Annotated in this window: 24 protein-coding genes; 14 read left to right on the top strand and 10 right to left on the bottom strand. The window is 70.0% G+C overall.

The genetic code is table 11. The features are described from left to right. Nucleotides 1–1101 carry a mechanosensitive ion channel family protein gene (locus tag P2Q00_RS09375; RefSeq protein WP_275771381.1) on the bottom strand — a complete coding sequence of 367 codons (1101 nt, stop codon included), beginning with the start codon at nucleotides 1099–1101 and terminating at the stop codon, nucleotides 1–3. A gap of 107 nt (nucleotides 1102–1208) precedes the next feature. On the opposite strand from P2Q00_RS09375, the gene P2Q00_RS09370 reads away from it, so the two are divergent. Next, complete coding sequence (locus tag P2Q00_RS09370) at nucleotides 1209–1778, top strand: dienelactone hydrolase family protein (protein ID WP_275771380.1); 570 nt, start codon at nucleotides 1209–1211, stop codon at nucleotides 1776–1778. A 7-nt stretch (nucleotides 1779–1785) separates the two neighbouring features. Here P2Q00_RS09370 and P2Q00_RS09365 read toward each other — a convergent pair whose 3' ends face one another. From P2Q00_RS09365 to P2Q00_RS09350, 4 genes are all read right to left on the bottom strand, one after another. Next, nucleotides 1786–3468 carry an alkaline phosphatase D family protein gene (locus P2Q00_RS09365; RefSeq protein ID WP_275771378.1) on the bottom strand — a complete coding sequence of 561 codons (1683 nt, stop codon included), beginning with the start codon at nucleotides 3466–3468 and terminating at the stop codon, nucleotides 1786–1788. 108 nt (nucleotides 3469–3576) lie between these two features. After that, on the bottom strand, nucleotides 3577–4395 hold the full coding sequence (locus P2Q00_RS09360) for a thioredoxin domain-containing protein (protein WP_275771376.1): 819 nt from the start codon (nucleotides 4393–4395) through the stop codon (nucleotides 3577–3579). 116 nt (nucleotides 4396–4511) lie between these two features. After that, complete coding sequence (locus tag P2Q00_RS09355) at nucleotides 4512–5216, bottom strand: hypothetical protein (protein ID WP_275771374.1); 705 nt, start codon at nucleotides 5214–5216, stop codon at nucleotides 4512–4514. 67 nt (nucleotides 5217–5283) lie between these two features. After that, on the bottom strand, nucleotides 5284–6609 hold the full coding sequence (locus P2Q00_RS09350) for a DUF2252 domain-containing protein (RefSeq protein ID WP_338059303.1): 1326 nt from the start codon (nucleotides 6607–6609) through the stop codon (nucleotides 5284–5286). 205 nt (nucleotides 6610–6814) lie between these two features. Here P2Q00_RS09350 and dnaE point away from each other — a divergent pair, with 205 nt between their 5' ends. Next, nucleotides 6815–10354: a DNA polymerase III subunit alpha gene (gene dnaE, locus P2Q00_RS09345; protein ID WP_275771369.1), complete on the top strand. Its 3540-nt coding sequence runs from the start codon at nucleotides 6815–6817 to the stop codon at nucleotides 10352–10354. Between the two features lie 83 nt (nucleotides 10355–10437). On the opposite strand, the gene P2Q00_RS09340 is transcribed toward dnaE, so the two are convergent. Next, on the bottom strand, nucleotides 10438–10602 hold the full coding sequence (locus P2Q00_RS09340; protein WP_275771367.1) for a hypothetical protein: 165 nt from the start codon (nucleotides 10600–10602) through the stop codon (nucleotides 10438–10440). Nucleotides 10603–10836: 234 nt separating this feature from the next. On the opposite strand from P2Q00_RS09340, the gene P2Q00_RS09335 reads away from it, so the two are divergent. From P2Q00_RS09335 to P2Q00_RS09320, 4 genes are all read left to right on the top strand, one after another. After that, nucleotides 10837–12051, top strand: a complete 1215-nt coding sequence (locus P2Q00_RS09335) for an NYN domain-containing protein (protein WP_275771366.1) — start codon at nucleotides 10837–10839, stop codon at nucleotides 12049–12051. 147 nt (nucleotides 12052–12198) lie between these two features. After that, the gene (locus P2Q00_RS09330) at nucleotides 12199–13173 is read left to right on the top strand and encodes an ABC transporter ATP-binding protein (protein ID WP_275771870.1); all 975 of its coding nucleotides are present in this window, start codon (nucleotides 12199–12201) and stop codon (nucleotides 13171–13173) included. A 145-nt stretch (nucleotides 13174–13318) separates the two neighbouring features. Continuing rightward, nucleotides 13319–14140 carry an ABC transporter permease gene (locus P2Q00_RS09325; RefSeq protein ID WP_275771364.1) on the top strand — a complete coding sequence of 274 codons (822 nt, stop codon included), beginning with the start codon at nucleotides 13319–13321 and terminating at the stop codon, nucleotides 14138–14140. Nucleotides 14141–14174: 34 nt separating this feature from the next. After that, complete coding sequence (locus tag P2Q00_RS09320) at nucleotides 14175–14885, top strand: AAA family ATPase (RefSeq protein WP_275771362.1); 711 nt, start codon at nucleotides 14175–14177, stop codon at nucleotides 14883–14885. Nucleotides 14886–15267: 382 nt separating this feature from the next. On the opposite strand, the gene ybaK is transcribed toward P2Q00_RS09320, so the two are convergent. From ybaK to P2Q00_RS09300, 4 genes are all read right to left on the bottom strand, one after another. Beyond that, nucleotides 15268–15771, bottom strand: a complete 504-nt coding sequence (ybaK, locus tag P2Q00_RS09315; RefSeq protein WP_275771360.1) for a Cys-tRNA(Pro) deacylase — start codon at nucleotides 15769–15771, stop codon at nucleotides 15268–15270. A gap of 12 nt (nucleotides 15772–15783) precedes the next feature. Continuing rightward, nucleotides 15784–16524 (bottom strand): LON peptidase substrate-binding domain-containing protein, encoded by a 741-nt coding sequence (locus P2Q00_RS09310; protein WP_275771358.1) that lies wholly within the window; start codon nucleotides 16522–16524, stop codon nucleotides 15784–15786. Nucleotides 16525–16535: 11 nt separating this feature from the next. Beyond that, nucleotides 16536–17573: a hypothetical protein gene (locus P2Q00_RS09305; RefSeq protein WP_275771357.1), complete on the bottom strand. Its 1038-nt coding sequence runs from the start codon at nucleotides 17571–17573 to the stop codon at nucleotides 16536–16538. Nucleotides 17574–17751: 178 nt separating this feature from the next. Further along, complete coding sequence (locus P2Q00_RS09300; RefSeq protein ID WP_275771355.1) at nucleotides 17752–19329, bottom strand: oxidoreductase; 1578 nt, start codon at nucleotides 19327–19329, stop codon at nucleotides 17752–17754. A 187-nt stretch (nucleotides 19330–19516) separates the two neighbouring features. On the opposite strand from P2Q00_RS09300, the gene hisD reads away from it, so the two are divergent. Genes hisD through hisF form a run of 8 tightly spaced genes read left to right on the top strand, consistent with a single transcriptional unit; the run spans nucleotide 19517 to nucleotide 25218 of the window. Further along, nucleotides 19517–20839 (top strand): histidinol dehydrogenase, encoded by a 1323-nt coding sequence (hisD, locus tag P2Q00_RS09295; RefSeq protein ID WP_275771353.1) that lies wholly within the window; start codon nucleotides 19517–19519, stop codon nucleotides 20837–20839. Further along, nucleotides 20815–21945 carry a histidinol-phosphate transaminase gene (locus P2Q00_RS09290; protein ID WP_275771351.1) on the top strand — a complete coding sequence of 377 codons (1131 nt, stop codon included), beginning with the start codon at nucleotides 20815–20817 and terminating at the stop codon, nucleotides 21943–21945. The genes hisD and P2Q00_RS09290 overlap by 25 nt, the downstream gene beginning before the upstream one ends. Then, a complete protein-coding gene (gene hisB, locus P2Q00_RS09285) occupies nucleotides 21942–22535 on the top strand; it encodes an imidazoleglycerol-phosphate dehydratase HisB (RefSeq protein WP_275771350.1) in 594 nt (197 codons plus the stop codon). The genes P2Q00_RS09290 and hisB overlap by 4 nt, the downstream gene beginning before the upstream one ends. Before the next feature lie 4 nt (nucleotides 22536–22539). Further along, the gene (locus P2Q00_RS09280; protein WP_030932891.1) at nucleotides 22540–22704 is read left to right on the top strand and encodes a CG2302 family histidine operon protein; all 165 of its coding nucleotides are present in this window, start codon (nucleotides 22540–22542) and stop codon (nucleotides 22702–22704) included. Continuing rightward, nucleotides 22695–23342 carry an imidazole glycerol phosphate synthase subunit HisH gene (hisH, locus tag P2Q00_RS09275; RefSeq protein WP_275771348.1) on the top strand — a complete coding sequence of 216 codons (648 nt, stop codon included), beginning with the start codon at nucleotides 22695–22697 and terminating at the stop codon, nucleotides 23340–23342. The genes P2Q00_RS09280 and hisH overlap by 10 nt, the downstream gene beginning before the upstream one ends. Before the next feature lie 3 nt (nucleotides 23343–23345). Then, nucleotides 23346–24071 (top strand): bifunctional 1-(5-phosphoribosyl)-5-((5-phosphoribosylamino)methylideneamino)imidazole-4-carboxamide isomerase/phosphoribosylanthranilate isomerase PriA, encoded by a 726-nt coding sequence (priA, locus tag P2Q00_RS09270; RefSeq protein ID WP_275771346.1) that lies wholly within the window; start codon nucleotides 23346–23348, stop codon nucleotides 24069–24071. Further along, complete coding sequence (locus P2Q00_RS09265) at nucleotides 24068–24466, top strand: RidA family protein (protein ID WP_275771345.1); 399 nt, start codon at nucleotides 24068–24070, stop codon at nucleotides 24464–24466. Before priA ends, P2Q00_RS09265 begins: the two co-directional genes overlap by 4 nt. Then, nucleotides 24463–25218, top strand: coding sequence for an imidazole glycerol phosphate synthase subunit HisF (hisF, locus tag P2Q00_RS09260; RefSeq protein ID WP_275771343.1), 756 nt, complete (start codon nucleotides 24463–24465; stop codon nucleotides 25216–25218). Before P2Q00_RS09265 ends, hisF begins: the two co-directional genes overlap by 4 nt. Nucleotides 25219–25230: the final 12 nt, after the last annotated feature.

The raw sequence follows: 25230 nt of genomic DNA, 5'->3' as shown, positions 1-25230 counted from the left end.
TCAGCCGCGGCCCGTCCTCGGCGGCTCGTGCGTATGGCGTGTCGCGCCGTCGGGGGAGCGCCGGCTCGACGGCAGGGCCGCGTCCGACATGTTGACCCGGGGCAGGGCGTACGGGTGCTGCTCGCACAGCCAGCGGACCATCTGCTCGCGGACCGTGACCCGTACCGTCCATATGTCGTTCGCGTCCTTGGCCGTCACCAGGGCCCGCACCTGCATGGTGTTCGGGGTGGTGTCCGTGACGGCCAGGCCGTAGTCGCGGCCGTCCCAGGCGGGGCACTCGCGCAGGATGTCGCGGAGCTTCTCGCGCATCAGCTCCACCGGCGCCGAGTGGTCGAGGTGCCAGAAGACGATGCCCGTCATCTCGGTGCCGCCGCGGGACCAGTTCTCGAAGGGCTTCGAGGTGAAGTACGAGACCGGCATCGTGATCCGGCGCTCGTCCCACGTCCGCACGGTCAGGAACGTCAGCGTGATCTCCTCGACCGTGCCCCACTCGCCGTCCACGACGACCGTGTCGCCGAGGCGCACCATGTCGCCGAAGGCGATCTGCAGCCCCGCGAACAGGTTGCTGAGCGTCGACTGGGCGGCGACACCGGCGACGATGCCGAGGATGCCGGCCGAGGCCAGCAGCGAGGCACCCGCCGCGCGCATCGCCGGGAACGTCAGCAGCATCGAGGCCGCGGCCACCACACCCACGACCGCGGAGACCACCCGCATGATCAGCGACACCTGGGTACGCACGCGCCGCACCCGGGCCGGATCGCGGTGGACGCGGGCGTAACGGCTGTAGGACGTTTCCACGACGGCCGCCGCGATACGGATCACCAGCCAGGCCGTCGACCCGATCAGCACCAGGGTCAGCGTCCGCCCGACGCCGACCTTGTGCTCCTGCAGCAGTTGCGCCTGGTCGTAGGAGCCTCTGAGCATGGCCGAGCACAGCACCAGCTGGTAGGGGATGCGACCGCGGCGCAGCAGCCCCCACAGCGGGGTCTCGCCGTGCCGCTCGTCGGCCTTGCGCAGCAGCAGGTCGGTGGCCCAGCCGATGAGCAGCGTGAGCACGACCGAGCCACCGATCACGATCAGCGGGCGCAGTACGTTCTCCATGCCTGCGAACCTAACCGGACCCGGGGGGTCATGAACATGTGAGTTCAGGTTCGGAGGGGACACGGCCGCCGGGCGGCGTTGTCAGTCCCGGCTGGCACCATGGCTTCATGAACATCTTGCTCTTTCACTCGACCTTCGGTCCGAGGCCCGCGGTGCGCGAGGCCGCGGACCGGCTGCGCGGCGCCGGGCACGAGGTGTGGACACCGGACCTCTTCGACGGGCGTACGTTCGAGACGGTCGAGGAGGGCATGGCCTTCAAGGACGAGATCGGCAAGGAAGAGCTGCTCAAGAGAGCCGTGCTGGCCGCCGCGGCCTACTCGGAGCGGGGGCTTGTGTACGCCGGGTTCTCGCTCGGCGCCTCCATCGCGCAGACCCTCGCGCTCGGCGACGAGAAGGCCCGCGGGCTGCTCCTCCTGCACGGCACGTCGGACATCGCGCCCAATGCGTCCGTAGACGACCTGCCGGTACAGCTGCATGTCGCCGAGCCGGACCCGTTCGAGACGGACGACTGGCTGAGCGCCTGGTATCTGCAGATGGGCAGAGCGGGCGCGGACGTGGAGATCTACAGATACGCCGGAGCCGGGCACCTCTACACCGACCCCGGGCTGCCGGACTACGACGAGGAGGCGGCCGAGGCCACCTGGCGGGTGGCGCTCGGCTTCCTCGACACCCTCTAGGAAACCTCTATACGGGGTCGTACGTCCGCTCGACCTTCTGCGTGCCGGTGCGCGTGCGGTACGAACGCTCCCAGGAGGAGGTCGCGCCCGCATCCGTGCGGTCCGACAGGACGTAGTAGTCCATCTGCGCCCGGTCGGCGGTGATGTCCAGGACGCCGTAGCCGTGGCGGTCGGTGTCGACCCAGTGGACGTGCCGGTTGGCCGCCTTGATGATCGGCGCGGCGATCGCGGAGACCGTGCCCTCGGGGACCTTCACGATGTCGTCGAGGTTGTCGGAGGTCACCGAGGTGATGACGAACTCGGTGGCGGCCGACGGCGACAGCGGGTAGGTGCCTGCGTCGATCGGCACGTCATTGGCCCACGACATGTGGATGTCGCCGGTCAGGAAGACGGTGTTGCCGATGTTGTTCGAGTGCAGGAGATCCAGCAGCTCGCGCCGGTCGTGGGTGTAGCCGTCCCACTGGTCGGTATTGACGCCGATGCCGTCCTGCGGCAGGTCGAGCAGCTTGGCCAGCGGCTTCAGCAGGTCGGCGGTGAGCGAGCCGATGACGAAGGGGGCGATCATCACCGAGTTGCCGACCAGCCGCCAGGTGGTGTCGGAGGCCTTCAAGTTGGCCTTCAGCCAGTCGAGTTGGGCGCGCCCGGTGATCGTACGGTTCGGGTCGTCGACCGAGCCGCTGCCCGAGGAGGCCTGCTGCGAGCGGAAGGAGCGCAGGTCGAGCAGGGACAGGTCGGCGAGCTTGCCGAACCGCAGCCGGCGGTAGGTGGTGCCCGCGATCGCCGGGCGGACCGGCATCCACTCGAAGTAGGCCTGTTTGGCGGCGGCCTTGCGGTCGGTCCAGGCGCCCTCGGCGCCCTCGGTGTGGTTGACCGCACCGCCGGACCACGCGTTGTCGGCGAACTCGTGGTCGTCCCAGATCGCGACGACGGGCGCCTTGTGGTGCAGGGCCTGCAGATCGGGGTCGGTCTTGTACTTGCCGTGCCGGGTGCGGTAGTCGGCGAGCGTGATGATCTCGTTCGTCGGCGCGTGCGGGCGGACGACCGTGCCGCGCGCCGCGTACTCGCCGGACTTGTACTCGTAGATGTAGTCGCCGAGGTGCAGCCAGGCGTCCAGGTCGTTGCGGGCCGCGAGATGGCGGTACGAGGCGAAGTAGCCGGCCTCCCAGTTGGCGCAGGTGACCACGCCGAAGCGCAGGCCCGGCACGGCGGCGTCGGCGGCGGGCGCCGTGCGGGTGCGGGCGACCGGGGAGTCGGTGCCGCCGGCGGAGAAGCGGAACCAGTAGTCGGTGGCCGGCGCCAGGCCCCGTATGTCCGCCTTGACGGTGTGGTCGGAGGCGGCACTCGCGGTGGTCGAACCCTTCGCGACGACGTTCGTCAGGGCCTTGTCCCTGGCGACGATCCAGCTGACCTCGGTGTCCGGGCCGAGCCCGGACCCGGGTATCGCCTCGGCGGTGGGCGTCACCCGGGTCCACAGCAGGATGCCGTCGGGCAGCGGGTCCCCGGAGGCGACGCCGTGCAGGAAGGCGGGGGCGTCCGCGGCGGCGCGGGCGGGGAGCGCGGCGGCGAGCGGGCCGGCCAGGACAGCAGTGGCCGCCGCGGCCTTGACGACCGTACGGCGGCGCGGGGAAAGCGAGTTGGCGGCCTCGGACGGCGAGGCGGCGTGCGCGGGTGCTCTGTATCGACTGGTCACGAGCGATCAGGTTACTGAGCGGTATTAACGAGAGCGGGCGAACTCGTAAAAGTTCGCCCGCTCTTCATGCGGAGGCTGGATTCCCCATCGGCGTCAGCCCTTTCGGCGTCAGCCCTTGAGGGCCGCCCCCACCACCCTGTTGAAGTCGGCCACCGTCAGGAGCGGCGTGCTCTTGCCGTCGGCGAAGAGCTGCTTGCCGTCCATGACGAAGCCCGGCGTACCGGTCACGCCGTCCTTGTTGTTGTCGAAGGTCTTCGACATGGCCATCGCCCAGGCGTCGTAGGTGCCCTTCTTGACCGCGTTCTGGAACTGCGTGTTGTCCTTCAGCGTGGGGACGGTCTGGGCGACCTTGATGAGGTAGCTGTCGTCCTTGAACTTGTCGGTGGTCTCGTCCGGGTGCCACTTCGCCGAGTACAGCGCGGCCTTGTAGTCGAGGAACGCCTGGTCGCTGACGTTCAGCGCGGCGCCCAGGGCGCTCAGCGCGTTCTTGGAGCCCTCGCCGTTGTCCTTGTTGTCGATGAAGGTGGCGCCGACGTACTGGAACTTGTACTTGCCGGAGTCGAGGTCCTTCTTGAAGGTCGAGCCGACGGTCTGCTCGAACTGGGCGCAGACGGGACAGCGCGGGTCTTCGTAGATCTTGAGGGTCTTCTTGGCGGTGCTCTTGCCTATGACCACGGTGGTGCCCTTGGCGCCCGTGGTGTTGGCGGGAGCCGTGACCTTGGCGTCCTTCAGGCCCTCCCAGTAGCTGGGCTTGTTGGCCTGGACGACGGCGTAGCCTATGCCGCCGGCCGCCGCCAGTACGGCCACGATCGAACCGGCCACTATGGCCTGCCGCTTGACCTTGGCCTTCTTGGCCTGCCGCTCGCGCTCCTGCCGCAGCCGCTCTCGGGCCGCCGTCTTCGAAGCCTGGCTGTTCCGCTTGCTCATGTCGGTGTTCTCCATGTGGGACGCGCACATTCCGTACGCGGGATACGTGTGGGGGACTGGTCGTGCTCAGGTGCTGTGCGAAGCGACGGTGCGTGTGGTGGCGCACCAGGTGCCGCTCAGGCGAAGACGACCGAGCACGGCGGTCCACGCCGTCCCAGGGAGTGCACGAGGAGCCGCTCGCGGGCGGCGGCCACGGGGCGGCCGGTGTGCCGTACGCGCCGCACCGGCGCGGCCGGCCGGACGGTCACCGCGGCGACGGCCAGCAGCAGCGGACGGAACGTGGTCGCGGTCACCGCGCGGACCAGCTGGGCCAGCGCCCGCTCGCCGCGGCGCAGCCAGGCGGCGGCCAGCAGACCGACGCCGACATGAGCGGCCAGCAGCAGCCAGGCGGTCGCCGGGTCGGCGTGGGAGAGCAGGGCGGCGAGCCGGTCGGTGCCGGCGCCGGTCACGCGGGTCAGCGGGGCAGTTGCCCCGGTGCCGATACCGGTGCCGTTGCCGCACAGCACGTCGAAGCCGAAGGAGCGCAGCGGCCCGGCGACGGGGCCGCCCGCGCGGCCGTAGCAGACATGCTGGCCGGTAGTGAAGACCGTGTCGGCGGCCAGCTCCAGCGGGACCAGCAGGACGGCGATCCGCGCGAAACCGCGCTCGCGCCCGGCCAGGGCGTAGGCGACCACGAACACGGTGGCGGCGACCGCGGCCACCGTGTTCAAGGGCAGCGGGACCCGCGACAGCAGCACGTGCGACGCGGTGCTGAGCGTCACGACGAGTGCCGTGAACAGCGCCGCGCGCACGGCTCGTAGCTGGGTCCCGGATATGTCCATAGCGTGGAGAGTCTGTCATGCGGTCCGGTAAGGGACCCCTAAAAGCTCCCTGTGAGATTACGGACTGTCAGAGACCCGGGATCCGCCCGTTGCGGAACAGGTCCACGAAGATCTGGTGGTCGGCACGCGCGCGTGCGCCGTAGGAGTGCGCGAAGTCGGTCAGTACGCCCGCGAAGCCGTCCTCGTCGGCGGCGATCGCCGCGTCGATGGCCCGCTCGGTGGAGAACGGCACCAGGGACTCGCCGGAGGTGTCGTCCGCCGCCGCGTGCATGGTGGCCGTGGCCCGGCCGAGGTCGGCGACGACGGCCGCGATCTCCTCCGGGTCGTCGATGTCGCCCCAGTCCAGGTCGACGGCGTACGGCGACACCTCGGCGACCAGCTGCCCCGCGCCATCCAGCTCGGTCCAGCCCAGCCACGGGTCGGCGTGCGCCTGCAGGGCGCGCTGGGAGATCACCGTGCGGTGCCCCTCGTGCTGGAAGTAGTCGCGGATCGCCGGGTCGGTGATGTGCCGGGAGACGGCCGGGGTCTGGGCCTGCTTGATGTAGATCACCACATCGTTCTCCAGGGCGTCGCTGTGGCCCTCCAGGAGAATGTTGTACGACGGCAGACCGGCCGACCCGATACCGATGCCCCGGCGGCCGACCACGTCCTTCACCCGGTACGAGTCCGGGCGGGCCAGTGAGGAGTCCGGCAGCGTCTCCAGATAGCCGTCGAAGGCGGCGAGGACCTTGTAACGGGTCGCCGCGTCCAGCTCGATCGAGCCGCCGCCGGGCGCGAAGCGGCGCTCGAAGTCGCGGATCTCCGTCATGGAGTCCAGCAGCTCGAAGCGGGTCAGCGAGCGGGCGGCGCGCAGGGCGCCGAGCAGCGGGCCCTCGGCGGTGTCCAGCGTGAACGGCGGCACCTCGTCGCTCTTCGCGCCGGTGGCCAGGGCGTGGATGCGCTCGCGGTACGCGCCCGCGTACACCTGCACCAGCTCGGTGATCTGCTCGTCGCTGAGCGCCTTCGCGTACCCGATGAGGGCGATGGAGGCGGAGAAACGCTTCAGGTCCCAGGTGAAGGGGCCGACGTACGCCTCGTCGAAGTCGTTGACGTTGAAGATCAGGCGGCCGTTCGCGTCCATGTACGTGCCGAAGTTCTCCGCGTGCAGGTCGCCGTGGATCCACACGCGCGAGGTGCGCTCGTCGAGGTACGGGCCGCCCCGCTTCTCGGCATCCAGGTCGTGGTAGAAGAGGCCCGCCGTACCCCGGTAGAACGCGAAGGCCGAGGCCGCCATCTTCCGGAACTTCACGCGGAACGCGGCCGGGTCGGCGGCCAGGAGCCGGCCGAAGGCGGTGTCGAAGACGGCGAGGATCTCCTCGCCGCGCTGCTCGTCGTTGAGCTGGGGAACCGGCATCGCGGGGTGCCTCCTGGTGCATGGATGTGTACGACGGCGTTTCTGTTGTTTCCAACGGCCGAGGGTGCGCGGAAGTGCCCGCCATCCTCGCAGTGAAGGTACGCGGGGCAGCCCTCGGATTGTCAGTCCCGAGGCATAGACTTCGACGCTGACCCCAGGACTGTCCGCCAGCCCTTCGTCCAGTGTTTCCCTTGGAGGCCCGACCGTGTCAAAGCCGCCGTTCACGCACCTGCACGTCCACACCCAGTACTCGCTGCTGGACGGTGCCGCGCGGCTGAAGGACATGTTCAACGCGTGCAACGAGATGGGCATGACCCATATCGCCATGTCCGACCACGGCAACCTCCATGGGGCGTACGACTTCTTCCACACCGCGAAGAAGTCCGGGGTCACCCCGATCATCGGCATCGAGGCGTATGTCGCACCCGAGTCGCGGCGCAACAAGCGCAAGATCCAGTGGGGCCAGCCGCACCAGAAGCGCGACGACGTGTCCGGTTCGGGTGGTTACACCCACAAGACGATCTGGGCGGCCAACGCGACCGGTCTGCACAACCTCTTCCGCCTCTCCTCGGACGCGTACGCCGAGGGCTGGCTGCAGAAGTGGCCCCGGATGGACAAGGAGACCATCTCCCAGTGGTCCGAGGGCCTGATCGCCTCCACCGGCTGCCCCTCCGGCGAGCTCCAGACCCGGCTGCGTCTCGGCCAGTACGACGAGGCCCTGAAGTCCGCCGCCGAGTACCAGGACATCTTCGGCAAGGACCGCTACTTCCTGGAGCTGATGGACCACGGCATCGACATCGAGCACCGGGTCCGCGACGGCCTCCTCGACATCGGCAAGAAGCTCGGCATCCCGCCGCTGGTGACGAACGACTCGCACTACACGTATGCGCACGAGGCGACCGCCCACGACGCCCTGCTGTGCATCCAGACCGGCAAGAACCTCTCCGACCCGGACCGCTTCAAGTTCGACGGCACCGGCTACTACCTGAAGTCCACGGACGAGATGTACGCCGTCGACTCCTCGGACGCCTGGCAGGAGGGCTGCCGCAACACCCTCCTGGTGGCCGAACAGATCGACACCAGCGGCATGTTCGAGGCCAAGAACCTCATGCCGAAGTTCGACATCCCCGAGGGTTACACCGAGGTCACCTGGTTCAAGGAGGAGGTCCGCCTCGGCATGGAGCGCCGCTTCCCCGGCGGCGTCCCCGAGGACCGCCAGAAGCAGGTCGAGTACGAGATGGACGTCATCATCCAGATGGGGTTCCCGGGCTACTTCCTCGTCGTCGCCGACTTCATCATGTGGGCCAAGAACAACGGCATCGCGGTCGGCCCCGGCCGAGGCTCCGCGGCCGGTTCGATCGTCGCGTACGCCATGGGCATCACCGACCTCGACCCGATCCCGCACGGCCTGATCTTCGAGCGGTTCCTCAACCCCGAGCGCGTCTCCATGCCCGACGTCGACATCGACTTCGACGAGCGCAGGCGCGTCGAAGTGATCAGGTATGTGACGGAGAAGTACGGCTCCGACAAGGTCGCCATGATCGGCACCTACGGCAAGATCAAGGCCAAGAACGCGATCAAGGACTCCGCGCGCGTGCTGGGCTACCCGTACGCGATGGGTGACCGCCTCACCAAGGCCATGCCCGCCGACGTCCTCGGCAAGGGCATCGACCTGGACGGCATCACCAACCCCTCGCACCCGCGCTACAGCGAGGCGGGCGAGATCCGCGGGATGTACGAGAACGAGCCGGACGTCAAGAAGGTCATCGACACCGCGAAGGGCGTCGAGGGCCTGGTGCGGCAGATGGGCGTGCACGCCGCCGGCGTGATCATGTCCAGCGAGCCGATCGTCGACCACGCCCCCATCTGGGTGCGGCACACGGACGGCGTGACCATCACGCAGTGGGACTACCCGCAGTGCGAGTCGCTCGGCCTGCTGAAGATGGACTTCCTCGGCCTGCGCAACCTGACGATCATGGACGACGCCGTCAAGATGGTGAAGTCCAACAAGGGCATCGACCTCGACCTGCTGGCCCTGCCGCTCGACGATCCGAAGACCTTCGAACTGCTCCAGCGCGGTGAGACCCTCGGCGTCTTCCAGTTCGACGGCGGCCCCATGCGCTCGCTGCTGCGTCTGATGAAGCCCGACAACTTCGAAGACATCTCCGCCGTCTCGGCGCTCTACCGTCCGGGCCCGATGGGCATGGACTCGCACACCAACTACGCGCTCCGCAAGAACAAGCTCCAGGAGATCACTCCGATCCACAAGGAGCTGGAGGAGCCCCTCGAAGAGGTCCTCGCCGTCACCTACGGCCTGATCGTCTACCAGGAGCAGGTGCAGAAGGCTGCCCAGATCATCGCGGGCTACTCGCTCGGTGAGGCCGACATCCTCCGCCGTGTGATGGGCAAGAAGAAGCCCGACGAGCTGGCGAAGAACTTCACCATCTTCCAGGCCGGCGCCCAGAAGAACGGCTACAGCGACGAGGCCATCCAGGCCCTGTGGGACGTGCTGGTCCCCTTCGCCGGCTACGCGTTCAACAAGGCGCACTCGGCCGCGTACGGCCTGGTCTCGTACTGGACCGCCTACCTCAAGGCGAACCACCCCGCCGAGTACATGGCCGGGCTGCTGACCTCGGTCAAGGACGACAAGGACAAGTCCGCCGTCTATCTGAACGAGTGCCGGCGCATGGGCATCAAGGTGCTCCCGCCGAACGTCAACGAGTCGGTGCACAACTTCGCCGCGCAGGGCGACGACGTGATCCTCTTCGGCCTCGAGGCCGTGCGCAACGTCGGTACGAACGTCGTCGAGTCGATCATCAAGTCCCGCAAGGCGAAGGGGAAGTACGCCTCCTTCCCCGACTACCTCGACAAGGTCGAGGCGGTCGCCTGCAACAAGCGCACCACGGAATCGCTGATCAAGGCGGGCGCCTTCGACACGATGGGGCACACCCGCAAGGGCCTCACCGCGCACTTCGAGCCGATGATCGACAACGTCGTACAGGTCAAGCGCAAGGAGGCCGAGGGCCAGTTCGACCTCTTCGGCGGCATGGGCGAGGAGGAGAGCGACGAGCCCGGCTTCGGACTCGACGTCGAGTTCACCACCGATGAGTGGGAGAAGTCGTATCTGCTCGCCCAGGAGCGGGAGATGCTCGGTCTCTACGTCTCCGACCACCCGCTCTTCGGCCTGGAGCATGTGCTGTCCGACAAGGCCGACGCGGGCATCTCCCAGCTCACCGGGGGCGAGCACGCGGACGGCGCGGTCGTCACCATCGGCGGCATCATCTCGGGCCTGCAGCGCAAGATGACCAAGCAGGGCAACGCCTGGGCGATCGCCACCGTCGAGGACCTCGCGGGCTCCATCGAGTGCATGTTCTTCCCGGCGACCTACCAGCTGGTGTCGACCCAACTCGTCGAGGACGCCGTCGTGTTCGTCAAGGGCCGCCTCGACAAGCGCGAGGACGTGCCGCGGCTGGTGGCGATGGAACTCCAGGTCCCGGACCTGTCCAACGCGGGCACCAACGCGCCCGTGATCCTGACCATCCCGGCCACCCGGGTCACCCCGCCGATGGTCAGCCGCCTCGGCGAGATCCTCAGCCACCACAAGGGCGACAGCGAGGTCCGGATCAAGCTCCAGGGTCCGACGAAGACCACGGTGCTGCGCCTCGACCGGCACCGTGTGAAGCCGGATCCAGCGCTCTTCGGCGACCTGAAGGTGCTGCTCGGACCGTCCTGCCTGGCCGGCTGAGCGACGTACCTGCGCGAGGGGCGCACCCGGTACCGGGTGCGCCCCTCTGTGTGCCTGGGTTTCAACAACCCGTTATTCAGATGTCAGTTGTGACCGAAGCGCTTCTGCTTGCCCTTGCGCGCCATGTCGCCAGGCGTCACCTGGCTCGTGCGGTGCTCGGCCTGCGACTCCATCGAGGACTGCTGGGCCGCCTGCTGACCGCGCTCGGACTGCGGCTGCTTTCGCTCACGGTTCTTGTTCTTGGCCATGGTTCTGCCTCCTGCGGGGGATCTAGGGGCCAGGGCCGCGACCAGATTCACATAGGCTGACAACGAGCGCATTTCGGATAATTACCGTCTGTGACAGGGTTTCTCGGGGCGCGAGGACGCGGGGCGCGGCCCGAAACGCCACGCCGAAGATCGAGTTCGGGCCGTTAACCCTCGCGCAGTCGGGCAGACTCGAAGGAAGCCCGAAGCAAACCTCCCGGAAAGAGGGTGGATCGCGTGGACCGCTGCATCGTCCTGGTGGACGCCGGGTATCTGCTGGGGGCCGCCGCCAGTCTCCTCGCCGGGGAGCCCTCACGCTCCCGCATCACCGTCGATCATGCCGCCCTCATCCAGGCCCTGCGAGAACGCGCCGAGTCCGACACGGAACGGCCGCTGCTGCGCATCTACTGGTTCGACGGCGCCCCCGACCGCGTCCCCCAGCCCGAGCACCGCAGGCTGCGCGTGATGCCCCGGGTCACCGTCCGCCTCGGCGCCCTGACCCGCAGCGACGGACGCTGGGCGCAAAAAGGCGTCGACGCCGCCATGCACGCCGAGCTCACCGAGCTGGCCAGAAACCGCGCCTGCTCGGATGTGGTGCTGGTGACGGGTGACGGCGATCTGCTGCCGGGCATGATGGCCGCCAAGGAGCACGGCGTCGCCGTACACCTTTGGGCCGTGCAGGCCGCCGACGGGGACTACAACCAGTCCGAGGACCTGGTCGCCGAGGCGGACGAGCGGCGTGTGCTCGACCGCACCTGGATCACCAAGGCGGTACGGGCCAAGGAGCTCGGCGGGATCTGCGCGCCGCCGCCGGTGCCCCGGCCCGAGATCGCCGCGATCCTCTCCGCGCCGCTGCCGGAGTCCGCGCTCGCCGCCGCGGCCGAGCGGACCGTCGAGGAGGGCGAGCACATGCCCGCGGCGGCCGGCTCCGAGAACGGCACGCAGGAGCGGGTGCCCGCGCCCAAGGGCGTGCCCACTCCGAAGGACCTGGCCGCGCTGCGCGCCCCCGGAGTGCAGCCCGCCCAGCACCCGGCGAACGCGACCCTGCGCTGGTCCTCCGACAAGGGCTGGGTCGACCGGCCCGCCGCCGAGTCGCCCGAGGTCGCCTCCATGCCGACGCTGGCGCAGCTGACCACCGCGGAGCAGCGGTGGGCCGACCGCGAGGAGGACATCACCACGGTCGGCGGCGATCCGTACGAGGTCGGGCAGGTGTTCGCGCGGCGGTGGATGGAGCGGCTGGGCGACCAGAGCCATCTGCAGAAGCTGTCCGGGATGTACCCGCGGGTCCCGCACCGCATCGACGGGGAGCTGCTGCGCTACGCCGCCCGCTTCGGGCTGCTCGCCCACAAGGACGACCAGATCGACGAGCACGACCGGTATGCGATCCGGGCCGGGTTCTGGCGGGAGATCGATGTGCGGACGGCCGCCGAGCATGCTCCCGCTGGTGAGTAGTTCTTCACCGGTGTTCTCACCTGTGTTCTTTACCGGTGGATGTGCCGTTATGGACCAACCCGAGAGCGGACGGGGCCTGCGGACCCCGTACCCTCGTCCTTTGTGAGTACGCGCGCGGCACAGGCACTTCGGCACGGTGGGGACGTCGTGTGCGCGGTGCGCGGACTGACCAAGACCTATCCGGCGGTGCGCGGGCGGCGGGGTGCGCCGGGGACGCCCGCGGTGCGGGCCACCGACGACGTACGGCTGGACATCCGGCGCGGTGAGATCTTCGGGCTGCTCGGGCCGAACGGTGCAGGCAAGTCCACCCTCGTACGGCAGCTGACCGGGCTGATGCGGCCGGACGCCGGGCGCGTCGAGATCCTCGGGCACGACATCGTGCGGCACCCGGAGAGGGCCGCGCGGATCCTCGCCTACCTGGGGCAGGAGTCGACCGCCCTCGACGAACTGACCGTGTCGCTCGCCGCCGAGACGACCGGGCGGCTGCGTGGCCTTGAGGCGCGGCAGGCGCGGGCCGAGCGGGACGCCGTACTGGAGGAGCTGGGGCTCACGCCCATCGCAGGGCGGCCGTTGAAGAAGCTGTCCGGCGGGCAGCGGCGGCTGGCGTGTCTCGCCGCCGCTCTGGTCGGGGAGCGGCCACTGCTGGTGCTCGACGAGCCGACCACCGGGATGGATCCGGTGGCCCGGCGGGCCGTGTGGGCGGCCGTGGACCGGCGGCGGGCCGAGCGCGGGGCGACCGTGCTGCTCGTCACCCACAACGTCATCGAGGCCGAGACCGTCCTGGACCGGGTCGCCGTACTCGACCAGGGGCGGGTGATCGCCTGCGACACCCCCGCCGGGCTCAAGGAGCAGGTCGCCGGGGAGGTCCGGGTCGAGCTGGTGTGGCGCGAGAGTGCGCCGCTGCACGTTCCCGAGGTCGCCGCGCTGCGCGAGCGGGCCACCGAGTCCGGGCGCCGCTGGACGCTCCGGCTCGCCCCCGAGGAGGCCCGCGCGGTCGTCGCCACCGTCACCGGCGGCAGCGCCTTCGCCGCGCTCGACGACTTCACGCTGGCCACGCCCAGCCTGGAGGACGTGTACCTGGCGCTGGGGGGCGCCGCGCAGCAGGGGTTGGTGAAGGCATGAGTGATGTCGTCGTGAGTGCGCGGCGCGCCGCGGCCGTATGGTCCCTACGGGAGAGGGCGTTCACCTCAGAGGGCCTGAGCTCGGTGAGTCCGAGCTCGGTGAGTCCGAGTTCAGTGGGCCCCAGCGAGAAGGGGAGCAGCGCGACGTGAGTGTCGTACCCGCCGATGTCCTGCCGGGCGGTGCCCTGGCCGTGGAGGAGGCCGACCGCGGTGCGGCCGAGCTCGGTCCGCGGGCGCGGATGTGGCCGGCCCTCGTCGCCGTGTACCGGGCGCAGCTGTCCCGCGCGCGCGTGGCCCGGATTCCGCTGCTGTTCGTGGCGACCTTCCAGTCGATCGGGATCATGATCCTGATGCGGGGGGTCGTGGACGGCGGCGGTGAGGCCCAGTCGGTGGTGGCCGGGGCGGCGGTGCTCGTGGTGGCGTTCGTGGCGCTGAACCTGCTCGCGCAGTACTTCGGGCAGCTGCGGGCCAGCGGCGGGCTCGACCACTACGCGACGCTGCCGGTGCCGCCCGCGGCCGTGGTGCTGGGGGCGGCGGGGGCGTATGCCTCCTTCACCGTGCCGGGGACCGTGGTCACGGCGGTGTTCGGGTGTGTGCTGTTCGGGCTGCCGCTGGCGCATCTGTGGGTGCTCGGAGCGGTGATTCCGCTGGCGGGGGCGGCGCTCGCGGGGTTGGGTGCGGCGCTGGGGCTGCTGGCTCCGCGGCCCGAACTGGCCACTCTGCTGGGCCAGTTGGGCATGTCCGCGGCGCTGCTGCTCGGGGTGCTGCCGGCCGACCGGATGCCGGAGGCCGTGCGGTTCGCGCGGGATCTGCTGCCGTCGACATACGGCGTCGAGGCCTTTGCGCGGACCTTCGGGGCGCATCCCGACTGGGCCTTCGTGGTCGGGGACCTCGCCGTGTGTGCCGGTGTGGGTGTCGTCTCGCTGGCCGTCGCCACCTGGGCGTACCGTCGGGCGGCCGTCCGGTGACGCGCCGCACAGGCGGGCCTGGCACGATGTCAGGGTGACCGCACCGTTGACTCCGCCTCCGCCGCCGCATGAACAGTCCCCTGAACAGTCCTCGCAGAATCCGTGGCAGCCTCCCGCTGCCGGGTATGCGGCTCCTGCGGCGCAGGACGCCGTATGGGACGGCATGTACGGACAGGACGGGCCCGGAATGAAGACCGAAGTGCGGGAGGCCGCCGTGGTCACGGTGGCGGTTGCGGTCGCGGGCGTGCTGCTCGGGGTGCTGTGGTGGTGGCTGGCGCCGCATGTGCCGCTGGTCGGGGACGTGGTCGACAAGAGCTGGGTCGTCTATCTCTCCGACAGCGAGGGGGAGCAGGCGATCGGAGTGGACGGAACGTTCACGCTGCTTGCTGTGGCCTTTGGTGCGGTGAGTGCGCTCGGGGTGTTTTTCTGGCGGCGGCGTGGGGGTGTGCCGTTGGTGGTGGCGCTGGGGGTCGGGGGGCTGCTCGGGTCGTTGCTGGCCTGGAAGGTCGGGGTGTGGCTCGGGCCGATGCAGGATGTGATCGCCCATGCGAAGTCTGTGGGCAAGGGGGTCACGTTCTCCGCGCCGCTGAAGCTTGGGGCGAAGGGGGCGTTGTTGGCGTGGTCGTTGGCTGCGCTGGTGGTGCATCTTGGGTTGACGGCGTTGTTCGGGCCTCGGGATCCTGAGCCGCCGTATCAGGAGCAGGGGGCTGTTCCCAAGGATCCTTATGGGGCGCCGATGGGGTAGGTGCGGCGCCGTTGGGGTTGCGATATTTTTCGCCCCCGCCGCCCCTACCCGTCCCGTCCCCAGGGGCGCTGCCCCTTCGACCCCGGCCAGGGGGCTCCGCCCCCTGGACCCCCGATCGGCCTGAACGGCCTCGTCCTCAAACGCCGGACGGGCTGAAAATCTCGAACGCCGGACGGGTTGAAAAGCTCAAACGCCGGACGGGCTGGAAAACTCGAACGCCGGACGGGCTGGAAGGCGCCGACCGGCGTTGAGGATGTAAGGCTCTCTTACGCCGGGCGGTGGCCGTGGTTGGAGCGGCCCTTCTTGGTGCGCCACTTGCGTTTTCGTGTTTTCTTCGACATGTCCCTCGTAATTAGTGCAGGGAGGGGCAGTCGTCGAGGGGTCATGCACGCCCGATCGGGGCCACTACCGCCTGGGTGAGCTTGGTGAGGTCGTCGGGGGAGAGTTCGACCTCCAGGCCGCGGCGGCCCGCCGAGATGCAGATCGTGGGGTGGGCGGCGGCCGAGGCGTCCAGAACCGTGGGGAGCTTTTTGCGCTGGCCCAGGGGGGAGATGCCGCCGCGGACGTAGCCCGTGGTGCGTTCGGCGAGGGCGGGGTCCGCCATTGCGGCTCGTTTGCCGCCGACCGCAGAGGCCAGGGACTTCAGGTCCAGCTGGCCCGCCACGGGGACGACGGCCACCGTGAGGGTGCCGTCCACGTCCGCTACCAGGGTCTTGAACACGCGGTCCGGGGAGACGCCCATCGCCTCCGCCGCCTCCTCGCCGTAGGAGGGGTGGGACGGGTCGTGGTCGTAGGCGTGGATCGTGTACGGCACCCCGGCGGACGTCAGGGCCACCGTCGCCGGCGTGCCGCCCTGCTGTTGCTGCTTCTTGGACTTCTTCGCCATCCTCGGCCCGTTTCAGTTGAGGCTTGTGCGGCCGCGTGTCAGGTCCGACGCCGGCAGGGACGGCAGGCTACGGATGATCGCCGTCTCGGAGCGAAGGAGTTTCAGTTCGTCGCGCAGCCGGGACGCGGTGTCCGGGGCCTGGAGCAGGCGCTGTTTGGTGGGGATGTCCAGCATCATCGCCGCCGCCACCAGGTAGGAGACCACGGACGGCTCGTCAGGGAGGTCGGCGCCGGTCGACAGTGAGCGTTCGCGCGCGCCTGCCAGGCGCTTCTGGTACTGGCGGAACGCGCGTAGCACGCCCTCCGCCAGCGCGCCCGCTTCGTCGCCCGGGTCCTCCGGGAGTTCTTCCAGGTCCGCCGTCAGGAAAGGGCCCGACGCGTCCACGGACACCAGGCGTGCCCGGGTCGTGCCCGTGGCCAGGACCTCGAAGGTGCCGTCGGCGCGCTCGCGGATCGTCGCCGCGTCCGCCACACAGCCCGTCGCGTGGAACGACTTCGCCGGCTCGGCGCCGAAGCCGGCCGCGGGCCCGAGTTCGGGCAGGGCCGTGGGGTCCGGCATGCCGGGCGCGCTCGGTGCCACCTCGTGGCCGTCGCGGATCGCCACGACGGCGAACCGGCGCGGTTCGTCCTCGGGTGTCTTGAGCAGATCGCGCATCATGGCGCGATAGCGCTCCTCGAAGACGTTCAGGGGAAGTACCAGCCCTGGGAACAGCACCGAGTTCAGAGGGAAGAGCGGGAGACGGACGGTGGTCACGACGCAAGAGCCTAGTGGTCGCCGGAGCGGGCGCGTCCGGCGCGCTCACTCCGTGGATGCCGGGGAGGGGGCACGAGGCCTGCCGTACAGGCGAGGATGTCGCTGCGCACCTTGAGGAAGAGAGCCAGCGGGTCGTCCGACAACCGGTCCCAGGGGAAGGACGTGGCGTACGGGCCGATCTGGTGCAGCTCGGTGAGGGACTCCTGCCAGCGGTCCAGTCGTACGAGGACGTACATCAGCTTGTTGCGGATCTCGGCCGGCCACGGGTCGGCCGCCGGGAAGCGGGCGGAGAGCGCGATCGCCCGGTCGGCCGCCGCGTCCAGCCGGGCGCGCGGCACCTCGGCGCCGGTGCCGTCGGTCAGACAGGCGAAGGCCGCCCGCGACGGCAGTGCCTGGAGGAGGGAGCCCGGCGGGGCGTCCTGCGCCGCCAGGTCGGCGAAGTCGAGGCACTCGCGGTGGGAGCCCTGCCAGGACGCGGCCAGATAGCGCAGGGCCGCCACATGGCAGCCGTAGTGGTGGGGGGCCCGGCGCAGCGCCGCCTCCCAGAGCTCGCCGAAGTACTTGGGGCCGGCGCCGGTGCCGCGCGCGTGGTCCAGCGCGAGCCGCCACGGCACCGGGTCGCGGTCGTCGCCGCGCGCGGCCGACGTGATCAGGGGGCTCACCTCGCGCAACAGCTCCGCGCGGGCCGGGGAACGCCAGGCGTCGTCCACCGCGAGCTGGGCCCTGAGCAGGAGCACATCCGCGTCGTGCGGGGTGGTGGCGGACCACGCCTGCAGCCATTCCGGGCGGGCGTGCGCGAAGGCCGCAAGCCGTCTCGTGTACCGGTCGCGGTTCTCCCAGTCGCCGCGCGTGCGCGTGGCGGCCAGCAGCGCGGAGGCGGGGCCGTGCTCGCCGCGCGCGGCCGCGACCAGCGCGGGGCCCAGGCGGTCGTCGGGCGCGTCGAGCAGCACCTCGTCGTCGGCGGGGAGTCCGTCGGTGGGGCGCGGAGCGGTCCGGGGGATCCGGGCCGTGCGGCTGAACGGATGCAGCAGAGCCATGGTGTCGACCATTGAAAGGCCGCAGGTCAACCCCGCGCCAGGGCCTAAGGGCAACTCGTGGAAAGTTGTACGCGGATCGGTCAAGTGCAGGTAAAGGGTGACTGTTCGGCAAGTGTGGTGACTGTTCGACAGCTGTTGGGTTGTTGTGTGCGAAAACCCCGCTGTTCCCAGGACCGCTGTTCCCAGGACTTCAGTTCCGCCGCAGCAACCGTGTCGCCCCCGCCGCCACCGTCGTCGCCAGGATCCAGCCCAGCAGGACCATCGCCGCCGCCAGCCACTGCCAGCCGCCGCTCAGCTGCCAGACGCCGACCTGGCCCAGGTCGATGACCGGGAGCAGCAGGTCCAGGGCGAACAGGGCCGGGTTCCACGGCGGGTGCACCCCGGGCTGCACCGGCGGATGACTCGCGTGCGCGAAGGCCAGCGAGCCCGCCGCCCACAGCACCGCCATCCATACGGCGGCCCGGCCCGGTCGGTACCCGTAGGCCACCGTCCAGTCCTGCGCATACCCCCACAGCTTGGCGGCGATCGGCAGGCTCTGGCGGCGCCGGCGCTGCTTGGCGAGGAGCACCTCGCGGGCGTCCTCGTCCTCGCCGCCGGACCGCAGCACGGAGGCCAGTCGCTCGTACGGCTCCGGGTTGTACTCGGCGGTCGCGGCCGACACCCAGTCCAGCCGCTCGGTCAGCGGGAAGGGGCCCTGCGGCACCAGGTTCTCGTACGAGAAACCGCCCATGTGGAGGTTGCCAGGCCCGGGCCAGGCGGTCGACCGGTCCACCAGGTTGACGACCCGAGCGCCCGACAGGACGACCTTGCCGCGCTGCGGCCGCTCCCCGAGGAAGCGCAGCTCGGGCGTCTGTACCCGGCGCAGCGAGAGCTCCTGGTCGTCGGTGAAGGTGAACCGGGCCCGCTCCAGGTCGACCGCGTCCTCGAACCGCCCGTCGTCCAGGCGCACACCGCCCTGGCACTCGAACCGCTGGATCCGTGTCCCGCGCGCGGGCGTCGCACCGCTTCGCATCGAGGCGCCGACGCCCGCCGGGGTCAGGTACAGGGTGCGTCCCACGGTCAGCTGGGGTGCGTTCAGCGCGAGCCGGGTGTACGGGTTGGACAGGCGGGCGCCGCGCAGGCTCAGCGAGACGCCGATCTTGGCGCTGCGCAGGCTCAACTCGCCGTGCGACTCCAGCAGTTCGGCCTGCAGGTCCTGGCCCACCGTCATACCGTCGGCGGCGATCGAGCGGCCGCTGCGGTCGCGGTAGACGATCGCCTGGTTGAGCAGCAGATCCGTGCCGATGTGTGCGTCGGTCAGCCGGATGCCGTTGTGGAAGCGGCAGCGCGGGAGATGCAGGTCGCCCTCCGTGCGCACACGGGCGGCCTCCAGGCGGGGCACCGAGCAGTCCACCATGCGCATGGTCGTGAAGTGGGCCTCCGGCAGCAGCACGTCCCGCTCGAAGCGGCAGCCGCGCATCTCGACGTACGGCGTGACCGTGCCGCCCGCGAGGTCCAGGGAGCCGCTGATCTGCACCCCGCGCAGCTTCAGCGAGGACACCCGGCCCGCGAGCGCGGGCGGGCCGTCGAGCAGCACCCAGGCCACTATGCGCGCCCGCACGGTCCGCTCGGGCCCCCAGGGGTGCCCGCCGTGCGGGTCGTCGACGACGGTGTCCCCGCTGCTCAGGTCGTACACACTGCCGTTGCGGAAGGCCTGCCACATGCCTGCCTCGGCGGCGGTCAGATCGTCCGGCAGGTCTCCGGCGAGAATGCCGGCCCCTTCGGTCACTGCGCTTTCATCCCCCTGGCCCTCGTAGCTGTCGCACAACCGTTCATGCCCGCTGTGTGACGTCCCGAACGCTAGACGTGAAGGCGATCTTCCGGGTTCCGCCGGGGATCTGTATCAGCCATTGGAACGCGCGAACGGCGCCCGACCTCGGTCTGAGAGAATTGAGCCCGTGCTGCAATATTCCTTCTTGGCCCGAATCGATCTGCGCGGCGACGCCCTCCCCGAGGGTCCCGCCCTGCGCGACCTGCTGCCCCGAGCCGACTTCGACGTTCAGGCCGCCCTGGAGAAGGTGCGTCCGATCTGCGAAGCCGTGCATCATCGGGGCGACGCGGCGCTGATCGACTTCGCGGAGAAGTTCGACGGGGTGAAGCTGGAGCAGGTCCGGGTGCCCGCCGAGGCGATCGAAAAGGCTCTCGAAGAGCTCGACCCCGCCGTGCGCGCGGCCCTGGAGGAGTCCATCCGGCGCGCCCGTCTTGTCCACCGCGAGCAGCGCCGTACGACGCACACGACCCAGGTCGTGCCGGGCGGCTCGGTCACCGAGAAGTGGGTGCCGGTCGAGCGCGTCGGGCTGTACGCGCCCGGCGGCCGGTCCGTGTACCCGTCGTCCGTGATCATGAACGTCGTGCCCGCCCAGGAGGCCGGCGTCGAGTCCATCGCGCTCGCCTCGCCCGCGCAGGCCGAGTTCGGGGGGCTGCCCCACCCGACCATCCTCGCCGCGTGCGCGCTGCTCGGCGTCCACGAGGTGTACGCGGCCGGTGGCGCAACGGCCGTCGCGATGTTCGCGCACGGCACCGAGTCCTGCGCCCCGGCCAACATGGTCACCGGCCCCGGCAACATCTGGGTTGCCGCCGCCAAGCGCTACTTCACCGGCAAGATCGGCATCGACGCCGAGGCCGGCCCGACCGAGATCGCGGTCCTCGCGGACGACACGGCCGACCCGGTGCATGTCGCCGCCGACCTGATCAGCCAGGCCGAGCACGACCCGCTCGCCGCCGCCGTCCTGGTCACCGACTCCGTCGCGCTCGCGGACGCGGTCGAGAAGGAGCTGGAGCCGCAGGTCGCGGCCACCAAGCACATCGAGGACCGGATCCGCCCGGCGCTCGCCGGCCGGCAGTCCGCGATCGTCCTCGTGGACGGCATCGACGAGGGCCTCAGGGTCGTCGACGCATACGGCGCCGAGCACCTGGAGATCCAGACGGCGGATGCCGCGGCGGTCGCGGACCGGGTCCGCAATGCCGGCGCGATCTTCATCGGGCCCTGGGCGCCGGTCTCGCTCGGCGACTACGCGGCCGGCTCCAACCACGTGCTCCCCACCGGTGGTTGCGCCTGCCACTCCTCGGGCCTGTCCGTCCAGTCCTTCCTGCGCGGCATCCACATCGTCGACTACACCAAGGACGCGCTGGCCGACGTGGCGCATCACGTGGTCACGCTGGCCGAGGCGGAGGATCTGCCGGCGCACGGCGCGGCGATCAAGGCGAGGTTCGGATGGAAGGTACCGACGAGCAAGTGAACTTCGGCATCGACGATCTCCCCGTACGGGACGAGCTGCGCGGCAAGTCCCCTTACGGCGCGCCCCAGTTGGACGTCCCCGTACGGCTGAACACCAACGAGAACCCGTACCAGCTGCCCGAGCCGCTGGTCGAGCGCATCGCCGAGCGCGTCCGCGAGGCCGCCCGCGACCTCAACCGCTACCCGGACCGCGACGCGGTCGAGCTGCGCACCCAGCTCGCCAAGTACCTGACGGACACGTCCGGCCATGAGGTCGGCCTCGCCAACGTCTGGGCCGCCAACGGCTCCAACGAGGTCATCCAGCAGCTGCTGCAGACCTTCGGCGGTCCGGGTCGTACGGCCATCGGCTTCGAGCCGTCGTACTCGATGCATGCGCTCATCGCGCGCGGTACGGGCACGGGCTGGATCTCCGGTCCCCGCAACGCGGACTTCACGGTCGACGTCGAGGCCGCCGTGCAGGCCATCTCCGAGAACCAGCCGGACGTCGTCTTCATCACCACCCCCAACAACCCCACGGGCAACGCGGTCCCGCCCGAGACGGTCCTCGCGCTCTACGAGGCGGCGCAGGCGGCCAAGCCCTCGATGGTCGTCGTCGACGAGGCGTACATCGAGTTCAGCCACGGCGACTCGCTGCTGCCGCTCATCGAAGGTCGGCCGAATCTCGTCGTCTCCCGGACGATGTCGAAGGCCTTCGGGGCCGCAGGCCTCCGCCTCGGCTATCTCGCCGCGCACCCGGCCGTCGTCGACGCCGTCCAGCTGGTACGGCTGCCGTACCACCTCTCCGCGGTCACCCAGGCGACCGCGCTGGCCGCCCTGGAGCACACCGACACGCTGCTGAAGTACGTCGAGCAGCTGAAGTCGGAGCGCGACCGGCTGGTGAGCGAGCTGCGGGCGGCCGGTTACGAGGTCGTGGAGTCCGACGCGAACTTCGTGCAGTTCGGGCGGTTCGAGGACTCCCACACGGCCTGGCAGGCGATCCTCGACCGGGGCGTCCTGGTCCGGGACAACGGCATCCCGGGGTGGCTGCGGGTGTCCGCCGGAACCCCGGGGGAGAACGACGCGTTCCTCGACGCGGTACGTGACATCAAGAAGGAGCAGAGCGCATGAGCCGCGTAGGACGCGTGGAGCGGGTCACCAAGGAGACGTCGGTGCTCGTCGAGATCGATCTCGACGGCAGCGGCAAGGTCGATGTGTCGACAGGTGTCGGCTTCTACGACCACATGCTCGACCAGCTCGGCCGGCACGGTCTGTTCGACCTGACCGTGAAGACCGAGGGCGATCTGCACATCGACTCGCACCACACCATCGAGGACACCGCCCTCGCGCTCGGTGCCGCCTTCAAGCAGGCGCTCGGCGACAAGGTGGGGATTTATCGATTCGGCAACTGCACGGTTCCCCTGGACGAGTCGCTGGCCCAGGTGACGGTGGACCTGAGCGGCCGCCCGTATCTCGTGCACACCGAGCCCGAGAAGATGGCGCCGATGATCGGCGAGTACGACACCACGATGACCCGGCACATCCTGGAGTCCTTCGTCGCCCAGGCCCAGATCGCGCTGCACGTGCACGTGCCGTACGGGCGCAATGCGCACCACATTGTGGAGTGCCAGTTCAAGGCGCTGGCGCGGGCCCTGCGCTACGCCTCCGAGCGCGACCCGCGCGCGACCGGCATCCTCCCGTCCACGAAGGGCGCGCTGTAAAGCCATGAACGGACTGTCGACCGTCCTGATCGTCGTCGGCCTCTTCCTGGTCGGCGGCATCATCTCCTTCGTCAAGCAGCAGATGCCGAAGAGCCTGATAGTGCTGCTCTCCGTCAGCGCCGCGATGTGCCTGGTCGCGGGTGTCCTGAGGCTGGAGGTGTGGAATTGAGCAACTCCAAGAAGGTCGTGGTCTTCGACTACGGCTTCGGGAACGTCCGTTCCGCCGAACGTGCCCTCGCGCGCACGGGAGCGGACGTCGAGATCACGCGTGACTTCGACCGGGCCATGAACGCGGACGGCCTGCTGGTGCCTGGCGTCGGCGCCTTCGCCGCCTGTATGCAGGGACTGAAGGAGGCGCGCGGCGACTGGATCATCGACCGCCGACTGTCCGGCGGGCGCCCGGTCATGGGCATCTGCGTCGGCATGCAGATCCTCTTCGCGCGCGGCATCGAGCACGGCGTGGAGACCGAGGGCCTGGACGAGTGGCCCGGCTCGGTCGAGCCGCTGCAGGCCGAGATCGTGCCCCACATGGGCTGGAACACCGTGGACGTGCCCCCCGGCTCCGAGCTGTTCGCCGGCCTGGACGCGGACGCGCGCTTCTACTTCGTGCACTCCTACGCCGTCCACGACTGGACCCTGGAGACCGCGAACCCGGCGATGAAGGCCCCGCTGGTCACTTGGACGACGCATGGCAAGCCCTTCGTGGCCGCCGTCGAGAACGGCGCCCTGTGGGCCACCCAGTTCCACCCCGAGAAGTCCGGCGACGCCGGAGCGCAGCTGCTCACCAACTGGATCGGAACCCTGTAGACCATGGCCAAGCTCGAACTCCTCCCCGCCGTCGACGTCCGCGACGGCCAGGCCGTCCGTCTCGTGCACGGCGAGTCCGGCACGGAGACCTCGTACGGCTCTCCGCTGGAGGCCGCCCTCGCCTGGCAGCGGTCGGGCGCCGAGTGGCTGCACCTGGTCGACCTGGACGCGGCGTTCGGCACGGGTGACAACCGCGCCCTGATCGCCGAGGTCGCGAAGGCGATGGACATCAAGGTGGAGCTGTCCGGCGGCATCCGCGACGACGCCTCTCTGGCGGCCGCCCTCGCCACCGGCTGCACCCGGGTGAACCTCGGCACCGCCGCCCTGGAGACCCCGGAGTGGGTCGCCAAGGTCATCGCCGAGCACGGCGACAAGATCGCGGTGGGCCTGGACGTACGCGGTACGACCCTGCGCGGCCGCGGCTGGACCCGCGACGGCGGCGACCTCTACGAGACGCTGGAGCGCCTCAACAAGGAGGGCTGCGCGCGGTACGTCGTCACCGACATCGCCAAGGACGGCACGCTCCAGGGCCCCAACCTGGAGCTGCTGCGCAACGTCTGCGCGGCGACCGACCGCCCGGTCGTGGCGTCCGGCGGCGTGTCGTCCCTCGACGACCTGCGCGCCATCGCCGAGCTGGTACCCCTCGGTGTCGAGGGCTCCATCGTCGGGAAGGCCCTGTACGCGAAGGCGTTCACCCTGGAAGAGGCCTTGGAGGCGGTAGCCCAGTGAGCGACGTACGGCGTGTCACGACCGGAGCGCCCTGGGAGGACGCCTTCGGCTACTCCCGCGCGGTGGAGTTGCCCAACGGCCTGGTGCTGGTCGCCGGTTGCACCTCGATAGTGGACGGCCAGATCGCCGGAGGCGGTCCGTACGAACAGACGGTCAACGCCTTCAACGTCGCGTTCGCGGCGCTGGAGCAGCTGGGGCTCGGTCGTGACGACGTCGTGCGTACGCGCATGTACATCACCCATGCCCGGGACGTGGACGACGTCGGACGCGCTCACAAGGAGCTGTTCGACTCCGTCCGGCCCGCCGCATCCATGATCATCGTCTCCGGCTTCGTGGACCCCAGCCTGGTCGTCGAGGTCGAGGTGGAGGCGTTCCGAGGAGAAATCGCAGCATGACGCTTGCCGTACGAGTCATCCCCTGCCTGGACGTGGACAACGGCCGGGTCGTCAAGGGCGTCAACTTCCAGAACCTGCGCGACGCGGGCGATCCCGTCGAGATGGCCAAGGTGTACGACGCCGAGGGCGCCGACGAGCTGACGTTCCTGGACATCACCGCGTCGTCGGGCAACCGCGAAACGACGTACGACGTGGTGCGCCGTACGGCCGAGCAGGTGTTCATCCCGCTGACGGTCGGCGGCGGTGTGCGCACGGCCGAGGACGTGGACAAGCTGCTGCGGGCCGGTGCGGACAAGGTCGGTGTGAACACCGCCGCGATCGCCCGTCCTGAGCTCATCCGTGAGATCGCGGAGCGCTTCGGCCGCCAGGTGCTGGTCCTGTCGGTGGATGCGCGCCGCACTCCCGAGGGCACCTTCGAGGTGACCACCCACGGCGGCCGTCGCGGCACCGGCATCGACGCCGTCGAGTGGGCGCACCGCGCCGCCGAACTGGGGGCGGGCGAGATCCTGCTCAACTCGATGGACGCGGACGGCACGAAGGACGGCTACGACCTGGAGATGATCGCCGCGGTTCGGGGGCACGTGACGGTCCCGGTGATCGCGTCGGGCGGCGCGGGCAAGCTGGCGGACTTCCCGCCGGCCATCGGGGCGGGCGCGGATGCGGTGCTGGCGGCGTCCGTCTTCCACTTCGGGGATCTACGGATCGGGGAAGTGAAGCAGGCGTTGAAGGAAGCGGGACACCCGGTTCGGTGACGTCCCAGAGGT

Source organism: Streptomyces coacervatus, from assembly GCF_029223485.1.
GTDB lineage: Bacteria > Actinomycetota > Actinomycetes > Streptomycetales > Streptomycetaceae > Streptomyces > Streptomyces coacervatus.
Note: the sequence above shows the minus strand (reverse complement) of the source record. Positions and strands in the feature narration are given on the sequence as shown.

What these genes read in the sequence shown, in the direction of transcription:
- P2Q00_RS09375 (WP_275771381.1), bottom strand. Translation starts at nt 1,101, where the DNA reads ATGGAGAACGTACTGCGCCCGCTGATCGTGATCGGTGGCTCGGTCGTG.
- P2Q00_RS09370 (WP_275771380.1), top strand. Translation starts at nt 1,209, where the DNA reads ATGAACATCTTGCTCTTTCACTCGACCTTCGGTCCGAGGCCCGCGGTG.
- P2Q00_RS09360 (WP_275771376.1), bottom strand. Translation starts at nt 4,395, where the DNA reads ATGAGCAAGCGGAACAGCCAGGCTTCGAAGACGGCGGCCCGAGAGCGG.
- P2Q00_RS09355 (WP_275771374.1), bottom strand. Translation starts at nt 5,216, where the DNA reads ATGGACATATCCGGGACCCAGCTACGAGCCGTGCGCGCGGCGCTGTTC.
- P2Q00_RS09350 (WP_338059303.1), bottom strand. Translation starts at nt 6,609, where the DNA reads ATGCCGGTTCCCCAGCTCAACGACGAGCAGCGCGGCGAGGAGATCCTC.
- P2Q00_RS09340 (WP_275771367.1), bottom strand. Translation starts at nt 10,602, where the DNA reads ATGGCCAAGAACAAGAACCGTGAGCGAAAGCAGCCGCAGTCCGAGCGC.
- ybaK (WP_275771360.1), bottom strand. Translation starts at nt 15,771, where the DNA reads ATGGCGAAGAAGTCCAAGAAGCAGCAACAGCAGGGCGGCACGCCGGCG.
- P2Q00_RS09305 (WP_275771357.1), bottom strand. Translation starts at nt 17,573, where the DNA reads ATGGTCGACACCATGGCTCTGCTGCATCCGTTCAGCCGCACGGCCCGG.
- P2Q00_RS09290 (WP_275771351.1), top strand. Translation starts at nt 20,815, where the DNA reads ATGGAAGGTACCGACGAGCAAGTGAACTTCGGCATCGACGATCTCCCC.
- hisB (WP_275771350.1), top strand. Translation starts at nt 21,942, where the DNA reads ATGAGCCGCGTAGGACGCGTGGAGCGGGTCACCAAGGAGACGTCGGTG.
- P2Q00_RS09280 (WP_030932891.1), top strand. Translation starts at nt 22,540, where the DNA reads ATGAACGGACTGTCGACCGTCCTGATCGTCGTCGGCCTCTTCCTGGTC.
- priA (WP_275771346.1), top strand. Translation starts at nt 23,346, where the DNA reads ATGGCCAAGCTCGAACTCCTCCCCGCCGTCGACGTCCGCGACGGCCAG.
- hisF (WP_275771343.1), top strand. Translation starts at nt 24,463, where the DNA reads ATGACGCTTGCCGTACGAGTCATCCCCTGCCTGGACGTGGACAACGGC.